The sequence below is a fragment of the Pseudomonas sp. NMS19W genome (genome assembly GCF_051554255.1).
Lineage (GTDB): Bacteria > Pseudomonadota > Gammaproteobacteria > Pseudomonadales > Pseudomonadaceae > Aquipseudomonas > Aquipseudomonas kribbensis.
On sequence record NZ_CP136718.1, the window covers coordinates 1724910 to 1740370 of the forward strand.

Below are 15461 nucleotides of genomic sequence, written 5' to 3' on the forward strand. Positions count from 1 at the left end.
TCTAGAGCGGCAAATAGCGACTCAACAACGCCCGCAACGCCGCCGGTTTCACCGGTTTGGCCAGATAGTCCAGCCCCGCCGCATGCACCTGCGCCACGGTTTCCGGATGCCCGTCGGCGCTGATTACCACGCCGGGCACCGGTTCGCCCAAGCTCTTGCGCAACCAGGCCATCAGCTCGGTACCGGTCTCGCCGTGATCGAGGTGGAAGTCCACCAGCGCCAGTTGCGGCCGCACGCCATCGCTCAGCAACGCCGCGCATTCCTCGCGGTTGCGCGCCGTCCACACCTGACAACCCCAACGCGTGAGCAGGCTGTTCATGCCGATCAGAATGCTGTCTTCGTTGTCGATGCACAGTACCTGCGCGCCGCTGTGCAGCTTGCCGTTGAGTTCGACCCCAGCGCTCGGTTGTGCAGTCTGCGTCCGTGCCAGCGGCACCCGCACACTGAACACGCTGCCGCGCCCCGGCCATGAACGTACGCGCAAGGTGTGCCCGAGCACCCGGCACAAGCCGTCGGCAATCGCCAGGCCCAGGCCCAGGCCTTTCTCGGCGCGGGTCTGGTGGCTGTCGAGGCGTTTGAATTCTTCGAAAATCACTTGCTGCTTGTCTTCCGGAATCCCCGGCCCGCGATCCCACACCTCCAGGCAAACCTCGCCCTGTCGCCGGCGCACGCCCAGCAAGACCGGGCCTTTGGCGTAGCGGAAGGCATTGGTCAGGAAGTTTTGCAGGATCCGTCGCAGCAATTTGATGTCGCTGTCGATGCGCAAATGGCTGCCACGGACCCGGAAGCTCAGACCCTGTTCCTGCGCCAGAACCTTGAACTCGGCACCAAGGGTGTCGAACAGCTCATTGACCGCGAACGGCTTGCGATCCGGGTTGATCTTGCCGTTTTCCAGGCGGGAAATGTCCAGCAGGTCGCTGATCAGGTCTTCGGCCGAACGCAGCGAACTGTCTAAATGCTGCACCAGTTTCTGCGCTTCGCCGCTCAAGCCATCGTCCTGATGGGAGAGGGCGGCGGAGAACAGCCGTGCGGCGTTCAAGGGTTGCATCAAGTCGTGGCTGACCGCCGCCAGGAAGCGGGTTTTCGACTGGTTGGCCGCCTCGGCGTTGCCCTTGGCCTCTGTCAGCGCGACGTTGAGTTGCGACAGTTCCTGAGTCCGTTCGCTGACCCGTTGCTCCAGCCCTTCGTTGGCCTCGGTCAGTGCCTGCTCAGCCTCGCGGAACGCGGTGATGTCAGTGAAACTCATGACGAAACCGCCGCCGGGCATCGGGTTGCCGATCAGTTCGATCACCCGGCCGTTGGGGAATAGTCGTTCAGAGGTGTGAGCGCGGCCCTGACGCATCCAGTGCAGTCGCCGGGCGACGTGGACTTCCGCTTCGCCGGGGCCGCACAAACCGCGTTCGGCGTTGTAGCGGATGATGTCGGCAATCGGTCGGCCGACGCTGATCAAACCGTCCGGGTAATTGAACAACTCCAGATAACGCCGGTTCCAGGCCACCAGTTTCAGCGACTGGTCGACCACGCTGATGCCTTGGGTGATGTTTTCGATGGCGCCTTGCAGCAGCGCGCGGTTGAACTGCAGCACTTCCGAGGCTTCGTCGGCGATCCGGACGACGTCCTCCAGTTGCATTTCCCGACCTTCGATGGCGGCTTTTACTACAGCCCGCGTCGAAGAGGCGCCGAGGACACCGGCCAGCAAGCGCTCGGTGTGGGCGATCCATTCACCGTCGGCGTTCTGGTTCGGGTTGAAGCCTTTGCCTTGGCGATAGGCGAAGCGGATAAAGCTCTGCCGCGCACGCTCCTCGCCGACAAACCGTGCCGCCAGTTGCAGCAAGTCGTCGATCTGCACCGCCAGCATCGAGCGTGCGCTCGGCCGGGCGCTGATTTCCTGACCAATGAAGCGCCCGGCCTGCCAGTGCTCCGACACCCGCGTGCGCGACAGTACCGAGACCCAGGCGAACAGGGTGAAGTTGCCCGCCAGCGACAGCACCACGCCTTGGGTCAGCGGGGTGATCGGCAGGTTCAGCGGGTTGCTGTGCAGCCAGGCAAGTCCCGGGAACGTCTCCAGCGGCACGCCGAGGCTGCGGGCCGCAATCGGCAGGATCAAAGTGTAGAACCACAGGAACGTGCCGGCGGCGAGGCCGGCGAACACGCCGCGGCGGTTGGCCTGTTTCCAGTACAACGCGCCGAGCATCGCCGGTGCCAGTTGAGTCACGGCGGCGAAGGCGATCTGGCCGATGGTCGCCAGGCTCGCGGTGGAGCCGAGCAGGCGATAGCTGACGTAAGCCAGCAACAGAATGACCACGATGCTGACCCGGCGTACCGAGAGCATCCACTGACGGAACACTTCGAACGGCCGCTCGGCATTGTTACGCCGCAACAGCCACGGCAACAGCATGTCGTTGGAGACCATGGTCGACAGCGCCACACTCGCCACGATCACCATGCCGGTGGCTGCCGAGGCGCCACCAATGAACGCCAGCATCGCCAGCGCCGGGTGGGCCTGGGCCAGCGGCAGGCTGATGACGAAGGAGTCCGGGAGGACGGAGCTGGGTAACATCATCTGACCGGCCAGCGCGATAGGGACTACGAACAGCGCGGCCAAGGCCAGATAAGTCGGAAACACCCACTTGGCCAGGCGCAGATCCTGCGGGTCGATGTTTTCCACCACGGTGACGTGGAACTGCCGGGGCAGGCAGATGATCGCCATCATCGCCACGCCGGTCTGCACCACCATCGACGGCCAGTTGATGGTTTCTTTCCAGTATTCCTCAAGGCGCGGGGCGAGCATTGCCTGATTGAACAGGTCGTCGAAGCCGTCATACAGCCCGTAGGTGACGAAGGCGCCGACGGCGAGGAAGGCGAACAGCTTCACCAGCGATTCGAACGCGATCGCCAGCACCATGCCCCGGTGGTGCTCGGTGGCGTCGAGGTTGCGCGTACCGAAGACGATGGTGAACAGCGCCAGCACCAACGATACGATCAGCGCCGTGTCTTGGGCGCGGGTGCCCATGGCATCGGCGCCGGCGCCGATCAACAGGTTCACGCCAAGGACAATGCCTTTGAGTTGCAAGGCTATATAAGGCAGGACGCCGACCAGACAGATCAGCGCCACGACCACCGCCAGCGATTGGGATTTGCCGTAACGGGCGGCGATGAAGTCGGCAATGGAGGTGATGTTTTCCTGTTTGCTGATCATCACCATTTTTTGCAGGACCCACGGCGCGCCCAGCAACAGCAGGATCGGCCCGAGATAAATCGGCAGGAATGACCACAGCTGTTCGGCCGCCTGACCGACCGCGCCGAAGAATGTCCAACTGGTGCAATAGACCGCCAGCGACAGGCTGTACACCCAGGCACGCATCCGCGGCGGCAACGGCGCGCTGCGACGGTCGCCGTAGAAGGCGATGGCGAACATGATGGCCATATAGGCCAGGGCGACGGCGGCGATCAGCCCGGTGGACAACGACATGGAGCACTCCCGACAAAATACGACCGGACTCACGCCCGGCCAGACAGTCTCGCATGTGCGCGGCGGTTAGTCAGTGTCGACCAAGGTCGTGGCGTGGCGGGGTGTCGCAGGAGCTGAACCGGGCAGTTCCGTGGTCAGTCCGGCTTGAGCGCGATGTCGATCAAGCGGTGAACTTCTTCGACTTCCAGCGGTTCCACGGCAAACAGAATGCGGAACACCGTCGGCGAAACCACCAGGTTGATCAGGTGATCCACGCTTGGTGGCGACTGATCCGGGAAGCGATCGACAATGGTCTGCAACTGATCGGCAATGATCGCGATGCAGAATCCCGGTGTGGCGCTGGCCTGCACGTCACGCATGACATTGCGCCCCGGCTCGGAACTCATCTCATCCAGATACTGTTCGGCCCAGGCGCGGATGTCACCGCGCAGGCTGCCGGTTTCCAGCGGATCGCTTTCAGGACGCAGGCGGGCGAGGGCGACGTCGGCGAGCAGCGCTGACAGATCACCCCAGCGCCGATAAATGGTAGAGGGCGTAACCCCGGCCCGTGCGGCAATTTGCGGGACGGTCACGCTGGAGCGCTCCTGTTCTTCAAGGAGTGCGCGCACGGCGCCGTGAATCGATTCCTGTACCCGGGCGCTTCGGCCGCCGGGACGGCTACTTTCTTTAATAGGCATGTGCCAGACCTTAACACAAAGAATTTGCTTTAAGCGCAAGTCGGGCGCACACTCCGCAAAAGCAAAAAAATAGCTTTTAAGGAGTGTGCTCATGACCGGCCTTGCTTCCAACCGTTCCAGCCTGTGGTTTCTGGCGATCACCTTACTCAGTTTTCTCGCCGCATCCACCGCGCCGACGCCGTTGTATCACCTGTATCAGGACCATCTGCATTTCTCGGCAGCGGTGCTGACCCTGATTTTCGGCGTTTACGCGCTGAGTCTGCTGGCCGCGCTGCTGACGGTCGGCTCGTTGTCGGATCACCTGGGACGCAAACCGGTGATTTTCACCGCGGTTGTCCTGAATGCCCTGGCGATGCTGCTGTTTATCTACGCCGACAGCGTCGGCTGGCTGATCGGCGCGCGAGTGCTGCAGGGATTTGCCACCGGCATGGCCACCGCCGTGTTGAGCGCGACGCTGCTGGACACTGACCGTCAACAAGGGCCGCTGATCAACAGTGTGGCGCCGTTGCTTGGCATGGCGCTAGGTTCGATGGGCTGCGGTTTGCTGGTGGAATTCGCGCCTGCACCGCTGCAACTGACCTATTGGCTGCTACTCGTGCTGTTTGTGTTGCAGGGGGTTTATGTCTGGCGCCTGCCGGAAAGCGTTTCGCCGCAAGCCGGAGCATGGGCCTCGCTGCGGCCGACCCTGCATGTGCCGGTTCAGGCGCGTTCCACACTGTGGCGGGTATTGCCGCTGAACACCGCGACCTGGGCGCTCGGCGGTTTTTATGCCTCGCTCGCTCCATCGCTGGTACGCACGGCGACCGGTTCCACTTCCAATCTGATCGGCGGCGCGACCGTGGCGGCGTTGACCGTGACCGGTGCACTGATGATTTTCACATTGCGCAATCGACCAGCCTCCCGGGCGCTGCAACTTGGCGCAAGCCTGCTGCCAGCCGGCATCGTGTTGATGCTGCTGGGCGTGCACAGCGCCAGTCTGTCGCTGTTCTTCTTCGGTACGCTGGTCGCCGGGTGTGGATTCGGCTCCGGTTTTCTGGGGGCGGTTCGCAGTCTGGTACCGCTGGCGTTGCCCCATGAGCGCGCAGGGTTGATGTCGGCATTCTATGTACTGAGTTACCTGGCGTTCTGTCTGCCAGCATTGCTGGCCGGGCACTTCACCCACAGCCTCGGCCTGCTGGCGACCACCGATGTGTATGGCGCGGTGCTGATTGTGCTGGCGGTCGGCGCGCTGTTGATGAGTTTCCGTGCGCAGGCGGTCAAGACCTGCAGCGCGCCATAAACCTGCGGATTCGGTTAGCCTTGGCCAGCCCATTCTTCTCACGGACCGATTCATGAAGATTATCCGCAGCAAGTCTTTCACCGCCGAGCGTGCCTGGGGCGCGCTCGATATCGCCAACATGAACGGCATCACCACGCGATTGCACTGGACCGACCAGCCGTACAAATGGCACGTCAACGACGGCGAGGAAGTGTTCGTGGTGCTCGACGGTCAGGTGCTCATGCATTACCGCGAAGAGGGCGAAGAAAAGCAGGTGCAGCTTGATGTCGGTGACATCTTCTACGCGTCCATCGGCACGGAGCATGTTGCCCACCCACAAGGCGCCGCGCGGATTCTGGTGATCGAGACTGAAGGCAGCGTGTAGGCCTATATCTGTAAAATAGATAACAGTTAGAGAAATTACCCGTTATATAGATATTCGATTCGGTTCTACCATGGACTCAACCTCACCTGAGGACAGGAGTTCATGATGATTTGCCCCAACAGTGCCAAACCCGGCATCAAGCCTTTCAGCCAGCTTCAGCATCCGCGTGAAGTGATCCGTCAATTCACACCGAACTGGTTCGCCGCGACCATGGGTACCGGTGTGCTGGCGTTGGCGCTGGCGCAATTGCCCGTTTCTATTCCCGGTCTGCACGCCGTGGCCGAAGGGCTGTGGATGTTCAACATTCTGTTGTTCGTGCTGTTTACCGCTGCCTACGCCGCACGCTGGATTCTGTTTTTTGATGAAGCGCGGCGGATTTTCGGCCACTCCACGGTTTCGATGTTCTTCGGCACCATTCCCATGGGGCTGGCGACCATCATCAACGGTTTTCTGCTGTTCGGTCTGCCGCGCTGGGGCGAGGGCGTCATTCATCTGGCTGAAGTGCTGTGGTGGCTGGACGTGGCGATGTCGCTGGCCTGCGGTGTGCTGATTCCCTACATGATGTTTACCCGTCAGGAACACAGCATCGATCAGATGACCGCCGTCTGGCTGTTGCCGGTGGTGGCGGCGGAAGTGGCGGCGGCCAGCGGTGGATTGCTGGCGCCGCATCTGGCCGACGCGCACTCGCAACTGGTCGTGCTGACAACCAGCTACGTGCTCTGGGCGTTTTCCCTGCCGGTGGCGTTCAGCATTCTGACTATCCTGCTGTTGCGCATGGCCCTGCACAAACTGCCCCACGAGAACATGGCGGCGTCGAGCTGGCTGGCCCTGGGGCCGATCGGCACCGGTGCCCTGGGCATGTTGCTGCTGGGCGGCGATGCGCCAGCGATCTTCGCGGCCAACGGTCTGCCGGGGATCGGTGAAATCGCTTCGGGCCTGGGTCTGGTGGCCGGGATCACGCTGTGGGGTTTTGGTCTGTGGTGGATGTTGATGGCGTTGCTGATCACCGTGCGCTACCTGCGCGACGGCATCCCGTTCAACCTCGGCTGGTGGGGGTTTACCTTCCCGTTGGGGGTGTATTCGCTGGCGACCCTGAAGCTGGGCAGCACGTTGAACCTGACATTCTTCAGCGTGGCCGGTTGTGTGCTGGTGACATTGCTGGCGGTGATGTGGCTGATCGTCGGCAAGCGCACACTGCAAGGCGCCTGGCGCGGCGAGCTGTTTGTTTCACCGTGCATTGCAGGTTTGAAGAAATAACCTGAAAAGTTTAGGTAAGGTGTGGCCTGGATCGCGGATCGACATTCCAATAAGCGTATCCAGGCCACTCGTTACCCAACATCAGGGACACACGGAAGATGAGTCACCCCTCACAGTTCAACCTGCTGCGTACCCGGCGCTTCCTGCCGTTCTTCATCACCCAGTCGCTGGGCGCGTTCAACGACAACGTGTTCAAGCAATCGCTGATCCTCGCCATCCTCTATCGGCTGACCATCGAAGGTGACCGTTCGATCTGGGTCAACCTGTGTGCGCTGCTGTTTATTCTGCCGTTCTTTCTGTTTTCGGCGCTGGCCGGGCAGTTCGGCGAAAAGTTCGCCAAGGATGCGCTGATCCGTCTGATCAAACTGGCGGAAATCGCCATCATGGCCGTGGGATCCGTCGGCTTTCTGTTCGATCACCTGTCGCTGATGCTGGTGGCCCTGTTCGCCATGGGCACGCACTCGGCGCTGTTCGGGCCGGTGAAGTATTCGATCCTGCCGCAGGCCTTGCACGAGGATGAGCTGGTCGGCGGCAACGGTCTGGTGGAAATGGGCACGTTTCTGGCGATTCTGGCCGGCACCATCGGTGCCGGGGTCATCATGTCTTCGTCGCACTATGCGCCGCTGGTGTCGACCGCGATTGTTGGCATCGCCGTACTCGGTTACCTCGCCAGCCGCAGCATTCCGCGAGCGGCCGCCGCTTCGCCGGAAATGCGCCTGAACTGGAATATTTTCAGCCAGTCCTGGGCCACGCTGAAACTCGGTCTGGGCCAGACGCCCGCGGTGTCGCGCTCGATTGTCGGCAACTCGTGGTTCTGGTTTGTCGGGGCGATTTATCTGACGCAAATCCCGGCTTATGCCAAGGAGTGGATGCACGGTGACGAAACCGTGGTCACCTTGATTCTCACGGTGTTTTCGGTCGGTATCGCCCTCGGTTCGATGCTTTGCGAGAAGCTTTCCGGGCGCAAGGTCGAGATCGGTCTGGTGCCGTTCGGTTCGTTCGGCCTGACGGTTTTCGGGCTGTTGCTGTGGTGGCATTCCGGTGGAATCCCGGAGAGTGCCGTTGGCCACAGCTGGACTGAAGTCCTGGGCTTTGGTCACACCTGGGCCGTGCTGGTCGACATCCTCGGCCTCGGCATCTTTGGTGGTTTCTACATCGTGCCGCTGTATGCGCTGATCCAGTCGCGCACCGCCGAGAACGAGCGGGCGCGGGTGATCGCCGCCAACAACATTCTCAACGCGCTGTTCATGGTGATTTCGGCCATCGTCTCCATCGTGTTGCTGAGCGTGGTCAAACTGTCGATTCCACAGCTGTTCCTGGTGGTGTCGCTGCTGAACATCGGCGTCAACGCCTACATCTTCAAGATCGTCCCCGAGTTCAGCATGCGCTTCATGATCTGGCTGCTCAGCCATTCCATGTACCGCGTCGAGCATCGCAACCTTGAAGCGATCCCCGATGAGGGCGCGGCGCTGCTGGTGTGCAACCACGTATCCTTCGTCGATGCCTTGCTGATTGGCGGCGCGGTGCGTCGGCCGATTCGCTTTGTCATGTACTACAAGATCTACAACCTGCCAGTGTTGAACTTTATCTTCCGCACGGCGGGGACCATTCCTATCGCCGGACGCCAGGAAGACATCCAGATCTACGAAAAGGCCTTCACCCGGATTGCCGAGTATCTGAAGGACGGTGAGCTTGTCTGCATCTTCCCGGAAGGCAAGTTGACCGCCGATGGCGAGATCAACGAGTTCAAGGGCGGGCTGACGCGGATTCTCGAAGAGACGCCGGTGCCGGTGATTCCGCTGGCGTTGCAGGGGTTGTGGGGGAGTTTCTTCAGTCGCGATCCCAATAAAGGGCTGTTTCACCGCTTGTGGTCGCGAGTGACGCTGGTGGCGGGTTCGCCGGTGGCCGTTGAAGCGGCGCAACCTGCGGAGTTGCAAGCGTTGGTCGGGGAGTTGCGCGGGACTGTCAGGTAGTAGTTTAGAAAGCCGCCATCCCCGAAGGATGGCGGCAACGGCTCAGGCGCTGACCTTGAGCCCGATCAATCCGGTGATGATCAGTGCAACGCTGGCCAGTCGAATCAATGCCATCGACTCACCGAACAGAATGATCCCGGCAATCACCGTGCCCACGGCACCGACGCCAGTCCAGATCGCATAAGCCGTGCCCAGCGGCAGTTCCTTCATCGCCAGACCCAACAGACCAAGGCTGACTGCCATGGCGGCGACGGTGAGAACGGTGGGCAGTGGACGGGTGAAACCATCGGTGTATTTCAGGCCGACGGCCCAGCCGACTTCGAACAGACCGGCGAAAAACAGAATGATCCAGGACATGAAAGACCTCCATCGATTGACGGGGCCGTCCCCGGATTGAAAACTCGATTGAGCCGCAGGGTCGTCCCCGCGTGGCGCACATAGTACCTAAAAATGTGCGCCGGGGACCCGGTCAGTCGGCAGGCTGCCGAGCCAAAGCCTCACGATCTTCCTTCTCGCTCATGCGCCGGAAGTAGGTCGATAGCAGCGCCCCGGAAATGTTGTGCCAGACGCTGAACAGCGCGCTCGGCACCGCCGCCAATGGTGAAAAGTGCGCACTGGCCAGCGCGGCACCCAGCCCCGAGTTCTGCATCCCGACCTCCAGTGCCAGGGACTTGCGCTGAGCCAGCGGCAAGCCGAACAGGCGCCCGGTGAAGTAACCCAGCAAGTAGCCGAAGCTGTTGTGCAGCATCACCACCGCCATGATCAGCAGGCCGGATTCGGCGATTTTCGCCTGACTGGCAGCCACCACGGCGGCGACGATGATCACGATGCTGACCACGGACACCAGCGGCAAAACCTCCACCGCGTGACGAACCCTGTCACCGAGCAGTCGTTGCGCCACCACGCCGAGTACGATCGGCAGCAACACCACTTGCAGAATCGACCAGAACAATTCCATGAACGAAACCGGCAACCACGCTGAAGCCAGCAGCCAGATCAGCGCCGGCGTCAGCAGCGGGGCGAGGAGGGTGGTGACGGCGGCGATGGCCACCGACAGCGCCAGATCACCCCGGGCCAGCCAGGTCATGACGTTCGAGGAGGTGCCGCTCGGACAACAACCGACCAGAATCACCCCGACGGCGATTTCCGGCGGCAGATGAAAGATCTGGCAAAGCAGCCACGCCATCCCCGGCATGATCACGAAATGTGCAACCACACCCAGGGCCACGCGCCATGGATGGCGGGCGACGGCGGCGAAGTCGTCGAGTTTGAGGGTCAGGCCCATGCCGAACATCACCAGCCCGAGCAGCGGCACGATTGCGCCTTTCAGGTTAAGGAACCACGCCGGTTGCAGAAACGCGACCACGGCGAAAATCAGAACCCAGTAAGCGAAGGTGTTGCCGACAAAACGACTCAGTGCAGCCAGTGCGCGCATGGCCTGTTCCTTATTATGTGAAAACGCCACCGAAGCGGTGGCGTTTGAAGATAACTCAAAGACTGCGCAGAGGCTTAAATCCCCTGCGGCGTCTCTTCACCGCCCAGTGCTTCAACCAGCGCCGGCAGGAAGTCGCCGAACGTCAGCATCATCAGGGTGAAGCTGGCGTCCAGTTGGCCGAGGGCTTCATCGCCGCCGTCCTGTTCCGCCTGATCCTGCAGCAGGTCTTCGAACTTCAGGCGTTTGACGGTCATCTTGTCGTCGAGCATGAACGACAGTTTGTCCTGCCAGGCCAGCGACAGTTGAGTCACCACTTTGCCGGTGCTCAGGTGCAGCTGGATTTCTTCGCTGGTCAGGTCCTGACGCTTGCAACGGACGATGCCGCCATCTTCGTGGGTGTCGCGCAGTTCGCACTCGTCCAGCACGAAGAAGTCCGGAGCGGCTTGCTGGGTGGTGACCCATTCGGTCATCACGGCGGTCGGCGCGGTTTTCACGGTCAGCGGGCGAACCGGCAGGGTGCCGATCACTTCGCGCAGGGTGGAGAGCAGGTCTTCGGCGCGTTTCGGGCTGGCCGAGTTGACCAGGATCAGACCCTGTTTCGGCGCAATGGCGGCGAAGGTCGACGAGCGGCGGATGAAAGCGCGCGGCAGGAACGCCTGGATGATTTCATCCTTGATCTGATCGCGTTCCTTCTTATAGACCTTGCGCATCTGCTCGGCTTCGATCTCTTCGACCTTTTCCTTTACGGCGTCACGCACGACGCTGCCCGGCAGGATGCGTTCTTCTTTACGGGCGGAGATCAGCAGGAAGTCGCCGCTGACGTGCACCAGTGGCGCATCTTCGCCCTTGCCGAACGGCGCGACGAAACCGTAGGTGGTCAACTCCTGGCTTGCACATGGACGCGCCAGTTTGGTGGCCAGTGCAGTTTCCAGCGCCTCGGCATCGACAGGCAGGTCTTGGGTCAGGCGATAGATAAGCAGGTTCTTGAACCACATGGGGTGAGTCTCTCCTTTATACAAAGGGGGCATTATTGTCTTCGCCGGGTCATAGGCCAACCCTTCTCTAAGCCTTTGGAAGGCCTGAGAAAATTATTTAAAAAAGTGCTTGCCAGAGGTTGGGTCGCTCCGTAGAATGCGCGCCACACCGAAGCGAAGGGTGATTAGCTCAGCTGGGAGAGCGTCTGCCTTACAAGCAGAATGTCGGCGGTTCGATCCCGTCATCACCCACCATTCGTTTCAAGTGTTTAGCGCAGCGGTAGTTCAGTCGGTTAGAATACCGGCCTGTCACGCCGGGGGTCGCGGGTTCGAGTCCCGTCCGCTGCGCCATATTCGGTAACCTGGAACACTGAACGCCAGGTCACCACGGAAGAACCCGCCAAGGCGGGTTTTTTTCTGCCTCGAGTTGTACATGCGGAATGTGTCGTTTCACCGGTTTTCGGATTTATTTGAAAAAAACTTCAATTAAATCAACACTTTACGAAAACTTGTGGCATAATGCGTCCCGTAACGAAGCGAAGGGTGATTAGCTCAGCTGGGAGAGCGTCTGCCTTACAAGCAGAATGTCGGCGGTTCGATCCCGTCATCACCCACCATTCGTTTCAAGCGTTTCGCGCAGCGGTAGTTCAGTCGGTTAGAATACCGGCCTGTCACGCCGGGGGTCGCGGGTTCGAGTCCCGTCCGCTGCGCCATATTCGGTAACCTGGAACACTGAACGCCAGGTCACCACGGAAAGCCCGCCAAGTGCGGGCTTTTTGCTGTCTGGTGATTGGCTTTTTGCTCGTCCGGGCATGAAAAAAGCGACCTGGGTGTCGCTTTTTTCGTTTCTGCGGTTTGTTACTGGCTGGCGTTGCGGCTATGCCGGTAATCACTCACCGCTTCATACACCGCTTTGCGCAGGCGATTGATTCCGCCAATCGGGCGATGGGCCTCGATGCCGAACCATGGATTGAACGACAGGTTGTCGCATTGCAGGTTCAGCGCCGGCGTGTCGAAGTCCTGCGGGGGCAGGGTAATCCTGGCCACCGTCTGAAATGGACTGTCCTGTTCACGCCACTCAATGCTGGTGTCTTCGATCGGCATGTACTTGTTCGCGTCCTGACGCTGGATCTGCAACACAAAACACGCGGGCACCCGATCCGTGGACAGTTGCTGATTCAGCGCACTGCGCAGGAAGTTCGGCAGATTCTGGTTTTGCTTCGGCAGCGTGTAGGCCGGGCAGTTGTCCGGGTCCGGCATTACCCGGAACTTCGCATTGGCCTCGCCGAACTTGTAAGGCGATACCGAAAAGTAGGTGGTACGCGTCGGGCTCTCGGGCGGCGGAGAAAGCGTTGCCAGCGCAATGAACAAATGCCTGATCTGCCAGTTTCGCGGGTCCCAGCCCGGAAAGAATGCCATGACCTTCTTGCCGTCAGCCTGCGCCGCCACATTCTGACGATATTCAGCGACATCGCTGACGAAGAAATTCGGATGGCTGAACATCACGAAATCCTGCTCGTGCAGGCCCTGGCGGTCACCCAGCAACTGTTTGCCCGGCACATCGAGCAATTTGATCGCCATGCCCCGGGCGTCGCGGATGCTGTCGAACTGCGGGTAGGCATTACCGTTGGACAGACGCATCGTCGCCTGCCAGATCTTGCCTGGCTCGCTGAACACACCGCGCCGCAGATCCTGAGCCAGATCCGGCAGCACTTGCACGTCCGCCTTCACACAACCGTGGGCCTTGGCATGGGCGTCGCGCAGAAAACGCGTGCTTTCCCGGTGCTGATCGACAATTCGCACAGCGGTCTGGATAACGTCCTGCGTCATGGCCGCTTCGCCATCTGGAATCTGCTCCAGTGCCGATACCGGTCCCCGGTGCTGCCAGGCAAGCCAGGCGGTCGCCAAAGCCCAGCCGATCAGGCCGATCACCAGCAAGAACAGCAGGGTTTTGCCCAACAGGCGGCCCAACCACAACCAGAAACGCGCCAGCATCGATGGCTTCTTGAACGAATTGAAGATCATGGCAATTGCGCCTCCAGCGGGCCGCCCAGCACTTTCAGATATTCCAGAAGCGCCCAGCGCTCCTCGGGCTGCAACAATCGTCCGATGACCCCGTTGCCACGCTCGCCAGCGCGGAATTCATGGCCACTGTTGCGGTTACCGGTGATGCGCGTGTCGAACAGGAAAGCGTTGGTAAAGGTTTCGGTGCGATACCCCAGATGCCGAGGGTCGTATTCCAGAGTGCCTTTATAGAAAGTGGTGGAGCGTTCATCCTGCGGCGACAGCAGTTGATACAGGCTCGGCACCGAGCCGTTGTGCAGGAACGGCGGCGTGGCCCACACGCCTGCGAGCGGGCGAGCCTTATAGGCGACTTTCTCGCGCACGCCGATGGGCAGGCCGAAACCGTCGAGTTCTGGTTTTTCCTGAGCTGTGACGCCGGCTTCACGATAAGCGCGGTTTTCAACGAATGCCGTCACATAAGCCAGGCCCTTGGCCACGGATAACTGGCTGAGGTCGAGCGGTTCTTTGGGCGTGGGATGCAGTTTCACGTCCATTTGCTCCAGCTCTGCCGGATTCCATTGCAGCGCCTTCAGATCGAAACGGTGGTTGGCAATGTTGTTGGCCGCGTTCGGATCGGTGCCGATGACATCCACCGGCAGCATGTGCAGATGCTGGACCCAGCGTTCGCCTTCCTGCGTCACCCGTGGGACATGGCAACCCGCACAGTTTTCGGCAAACAGGGCTCGCCCCTTGGCCGCCAGTGGTTTGTCTACCTTCCCAAACAGTTCTTCCGGCCATGCAGGAGGTTGAAGTTTCTGCAGGGTTTCTTCGATCTTGTGCAGATCGCGCACGCGTACGCTCGACGCATAGCGCTCATCACCCTGCAGTGGCTGACCGTTGGTATCGAAGAAATTCAGGGTCGCACCAACCCCCAGCGCCTCACCGATGTTGCGAGCCATCGGTTGCTGCGCCGAGCCGTTCCATTGCACCCAGTCAAAGGTCCACATGTCCCACAATTGCGGGTAATCCACGGGAGCGTTGGCCACGCGATAATTGGTGGGGGAGATTGCATCGCCGAAGGTCGCGTTGGCGATTCGTCCGAATGCATCGGTGCGGCCAGGACCTTCCTCGGTGGGATAGAGGCCGCGATGGGTGTCGTTCCATGCCACTTTGAGGAATGTATTCAGCGAGCCTTTGAAGTCTTTGCGCAGTTGTTCGTGGCGCGCGTCGTATTCTTCGCCCAATACGTTTCGGGCGAAGCGTTCAAATTTCCATGGGTTGTAGTAAGTGGAAGCCAGACTGGCGACCAGGGCCTGTCCGAAACTGCCTCCCCGCAATGTAGGAACGCTGGAAGGCAACACGTGCTGCGCCGAGCCGCCGTCGATGCGCACGGCTTGACCGTTGAGATGCAGTTCACCGGTGTGGCAGGCCGCGCAGGTGATGTCCAGATATTGCTCAGCGCTGCCGGGGTTTTGATGTCGGGTGAAGCCCACCGGCAGATTCCCCGGGTTGTTCGGTGTGGCTTTTTGCTGCGGATCGACCAGAAAACCGAAGCGTGCGAGGTATTCCGGGGACGCGAAACGTTGCTGCGAGAAGGGCAGTTCAAGAGCCTGAAACCATTCGTAACGCAGGCCTTTGACTTGGGTGCCTTGTGGCGTGAAGTAATAGGTCTGGCGCTCCTCATCGGTCCATTGTTTGAGGTAATGGACCTGTTGGGCGGGCGCCGGAAAGGGCAGTTTCGGATTGGCGACGTAGTAGAGAACCACCGCCAGGACCAGGCCCAGCAGTACCACGATCAGCATCAGTACACGGAATAAGAGGCGCAAGATGAACATCCTTGTCGAGTTGTTGCGCTGTTATGCCTGAGCCGAGTCGTGTGCGGCAAGTGGCCATTACGCCAAGTGTTGTGGGAAGGGGCATCGGTCACTGTCAGGGCAAGATGACAGAAGCTTCATCATGGCTTTGCTCAAATGCTTTTTAATCCCTGAACTTATCAGAAGATTCCTGCTCTCATGCCGGTAGCCAT

11 protein-coding genes and 4 tRNA genes are annotated in these 15461 nt (G+C 60.5%); 8 read left to right on the forward strand and 7 right to left on the reverse strand.

The window, feature by feature from the left end:
- Position 1: 1 nt before the first annotated feature.
- Together R1A29_RS07900 and R1A29_RS07905 are read right to left on the reverse strand one after the other, a co-directional pair.
- Complete coding sequence (locus tag R1A29_RS07900; protein ID WP_438301100.1) at positions 2 to 3472, reverse strand: hybrid sensor histidine kinase/response regulator; 3471 nt, start codon at positions 3470 to 3472, stop codon at positions 2 to 4.
- A gap of 134 nt (positions 3473 to 3606) precedes the next feature.
- A complete protein-coding gene (locus R1A29_RS07905) occupies positions 3607 to 4149 on the reverse strand; it encodes a TetR/AcrR family transcriptional regulator (protein ID WP_438301101.1) in 543 nt (180 codons plus the stop codon).
- A gap of 91 nt (positions 4150 to 4240) precedes the next feature.
- On the opposite strand from R1A29_RS07905, the gene R1A29_RS07910 reads away from it, so the two are divergent.
- From R1A29_RS07910 to R1A29_RS07925, 4 genes are all read left to right on the forward strand, one after another.
- The gene (locus tag R1A29_RS07910; protein ID WP_438301102.1) at positions 4241 to 5428 is read left to right on the forward strand and encodes an MFS transporter; all 1188 of its coding nucleotides are present in this window, start codon (positions 4241 to 4243) and stop codon (positions 5426 to 5428) included.
- Positions 5429 to 5480: 52 nt separating this feature from the next.
- Positions 5481 to 5792 carry a cupin domain-containing protein gene (locus R1A29_RS07915; RefSeq protein ID WP_438301103.1) on the forward strand — a complete coding sequence of 104 codons (312 nt, stop codon included), beginning with the start codon at positions 5481 to 5483 and terminating at the stop codon, positions 5790 to 5792.
- Between the two features lie 105 nt (positions 5793 to 5897).
- Positions 5898 to 7049, forward strand: a complete 1152-nt coding sequence (locus R1A29_RS07920) for a TDT family transporter (protein WP_438301104.1) — start codon at positions 5898 to 5900, stop codon at positions 7047 to 7049.
- Positions 7050 to 7147: 98 nt separating this feature from the next.
- Positions 7148 to 9022 (forward strand): MFS transporter, encoded by a 1875-nt coding sequence (locus tag R1A29_RS07925; RefSeq protein WP_265811897.1) that lies wholly within the window; start codon positions 7148 to 7150, stop codon positions 9020 to 9022.
- A 42-nt stretch (positions 9023 to 9064) separates the two neighbouring features.
- Here R1A29_RS07925 and sugE read toward each other — a convergent pair whose 3' ends face one another.
- From sugE to rdgC, 3 genes are all read right to left on the reverse strand, one after another.
- Positions 9065 to 9379, reverse strand: coding sequence for a quaternary ammonium compound efflux SMR transporter SugE (sugE, locus tag R1A29_RS07930; RefSeq protein ID WP_085682912.1), 315 nt, complete (start codon positions 9377 to 9379; stop codon positions 9065 to 9067).
- 112 nt (positions 9380 to 9491) lie between these two features.
- Entirely contained in the window at positions 9492 to 10457 is a 966-nt protein-coding gene (locus tag R1A29_RS07935; protein ID WP_438301105.1) for a bile acid:sodium symporter family protein, read from the reverse strand.
- A gap of 74 nt (positions 10458 to 10531) precedes the next feature.
- On the reverse strand, positions 10532 to 11452 hold the full coding sequence (gene rdgC / locus R1A29_RS07940; protein ID WP_007950430.1) for a recombination-associated protein RdgC: 921 nt from the start codon (positions 11450 to 11452) through the stop codon (positions 10532 to 10534).
- A 158-nt stretch (positions 11453 to 11610) separates the two neighbouring features.
- Between rdgC and R1A29_RS07945 the strand changes: the two genes are divergently transcribed.
- From R1A29_RS07945 to R1A29_RS07960, 4 genes are all read left to right on the forward strand, one after another.
- Positions 11611 to 11686, forward strand: a tRNA-Val gene (locus tag R1A29_RS07945).
- A 19-nt stretch (positions 11687 to 11705) separates the two neighbouring features.
- Positions 11706 to 11782 (forward strand) — tRNA-Asp (locus R1A29_RS07950).
- A gap of 190 nt (positions 11783 to 11972) precedes the next feature.
- Positions 11973 to 12048, forward strand: a tRNA-Val gene (locus R1A29_RS07955).
- Between the two features lie 19 nt (positions 12049 to 12067).
- Positions 12068 to 12144, forward strand: a tRNA-Asp gene (locus R1A29_RS07960).
- A 145-nt stretch (positions 12145 to 12289) separates the two neighbouring features.
- Here the strand turns inward: R1A29_RS07960 and R1A29_RS07965 are convergent.
- Positions 12290 to 13426 (reverse strand): catalase family protein, encoded by a 1137-nt coding sequence (locus tag R1A29_RS07965; RefSeq protein ID WP_438302018.1) that lies wholly within the window; start codon positions 13424 to 13426, stop codon positions 12290 to 12292.
- A gap of 26 nt (positions 13427 to 13452) precedes the next feature.
- Positions 13453 to 15261 carry a di-heme-cytochrome C peroxidase gene (locus R1A29_RS07970; RefSeq protein ID WP_438301106.1) on the reverse strand — a complete coding sequence of 603 codons (1809 nt, stop codon included), beginning with the start codon at positions 15259 to 15261 and terminating at the stop codon, positions 13453 to 13455.
- Positions 15262 to 15461 lie beyond the last annotated feature (200 nt).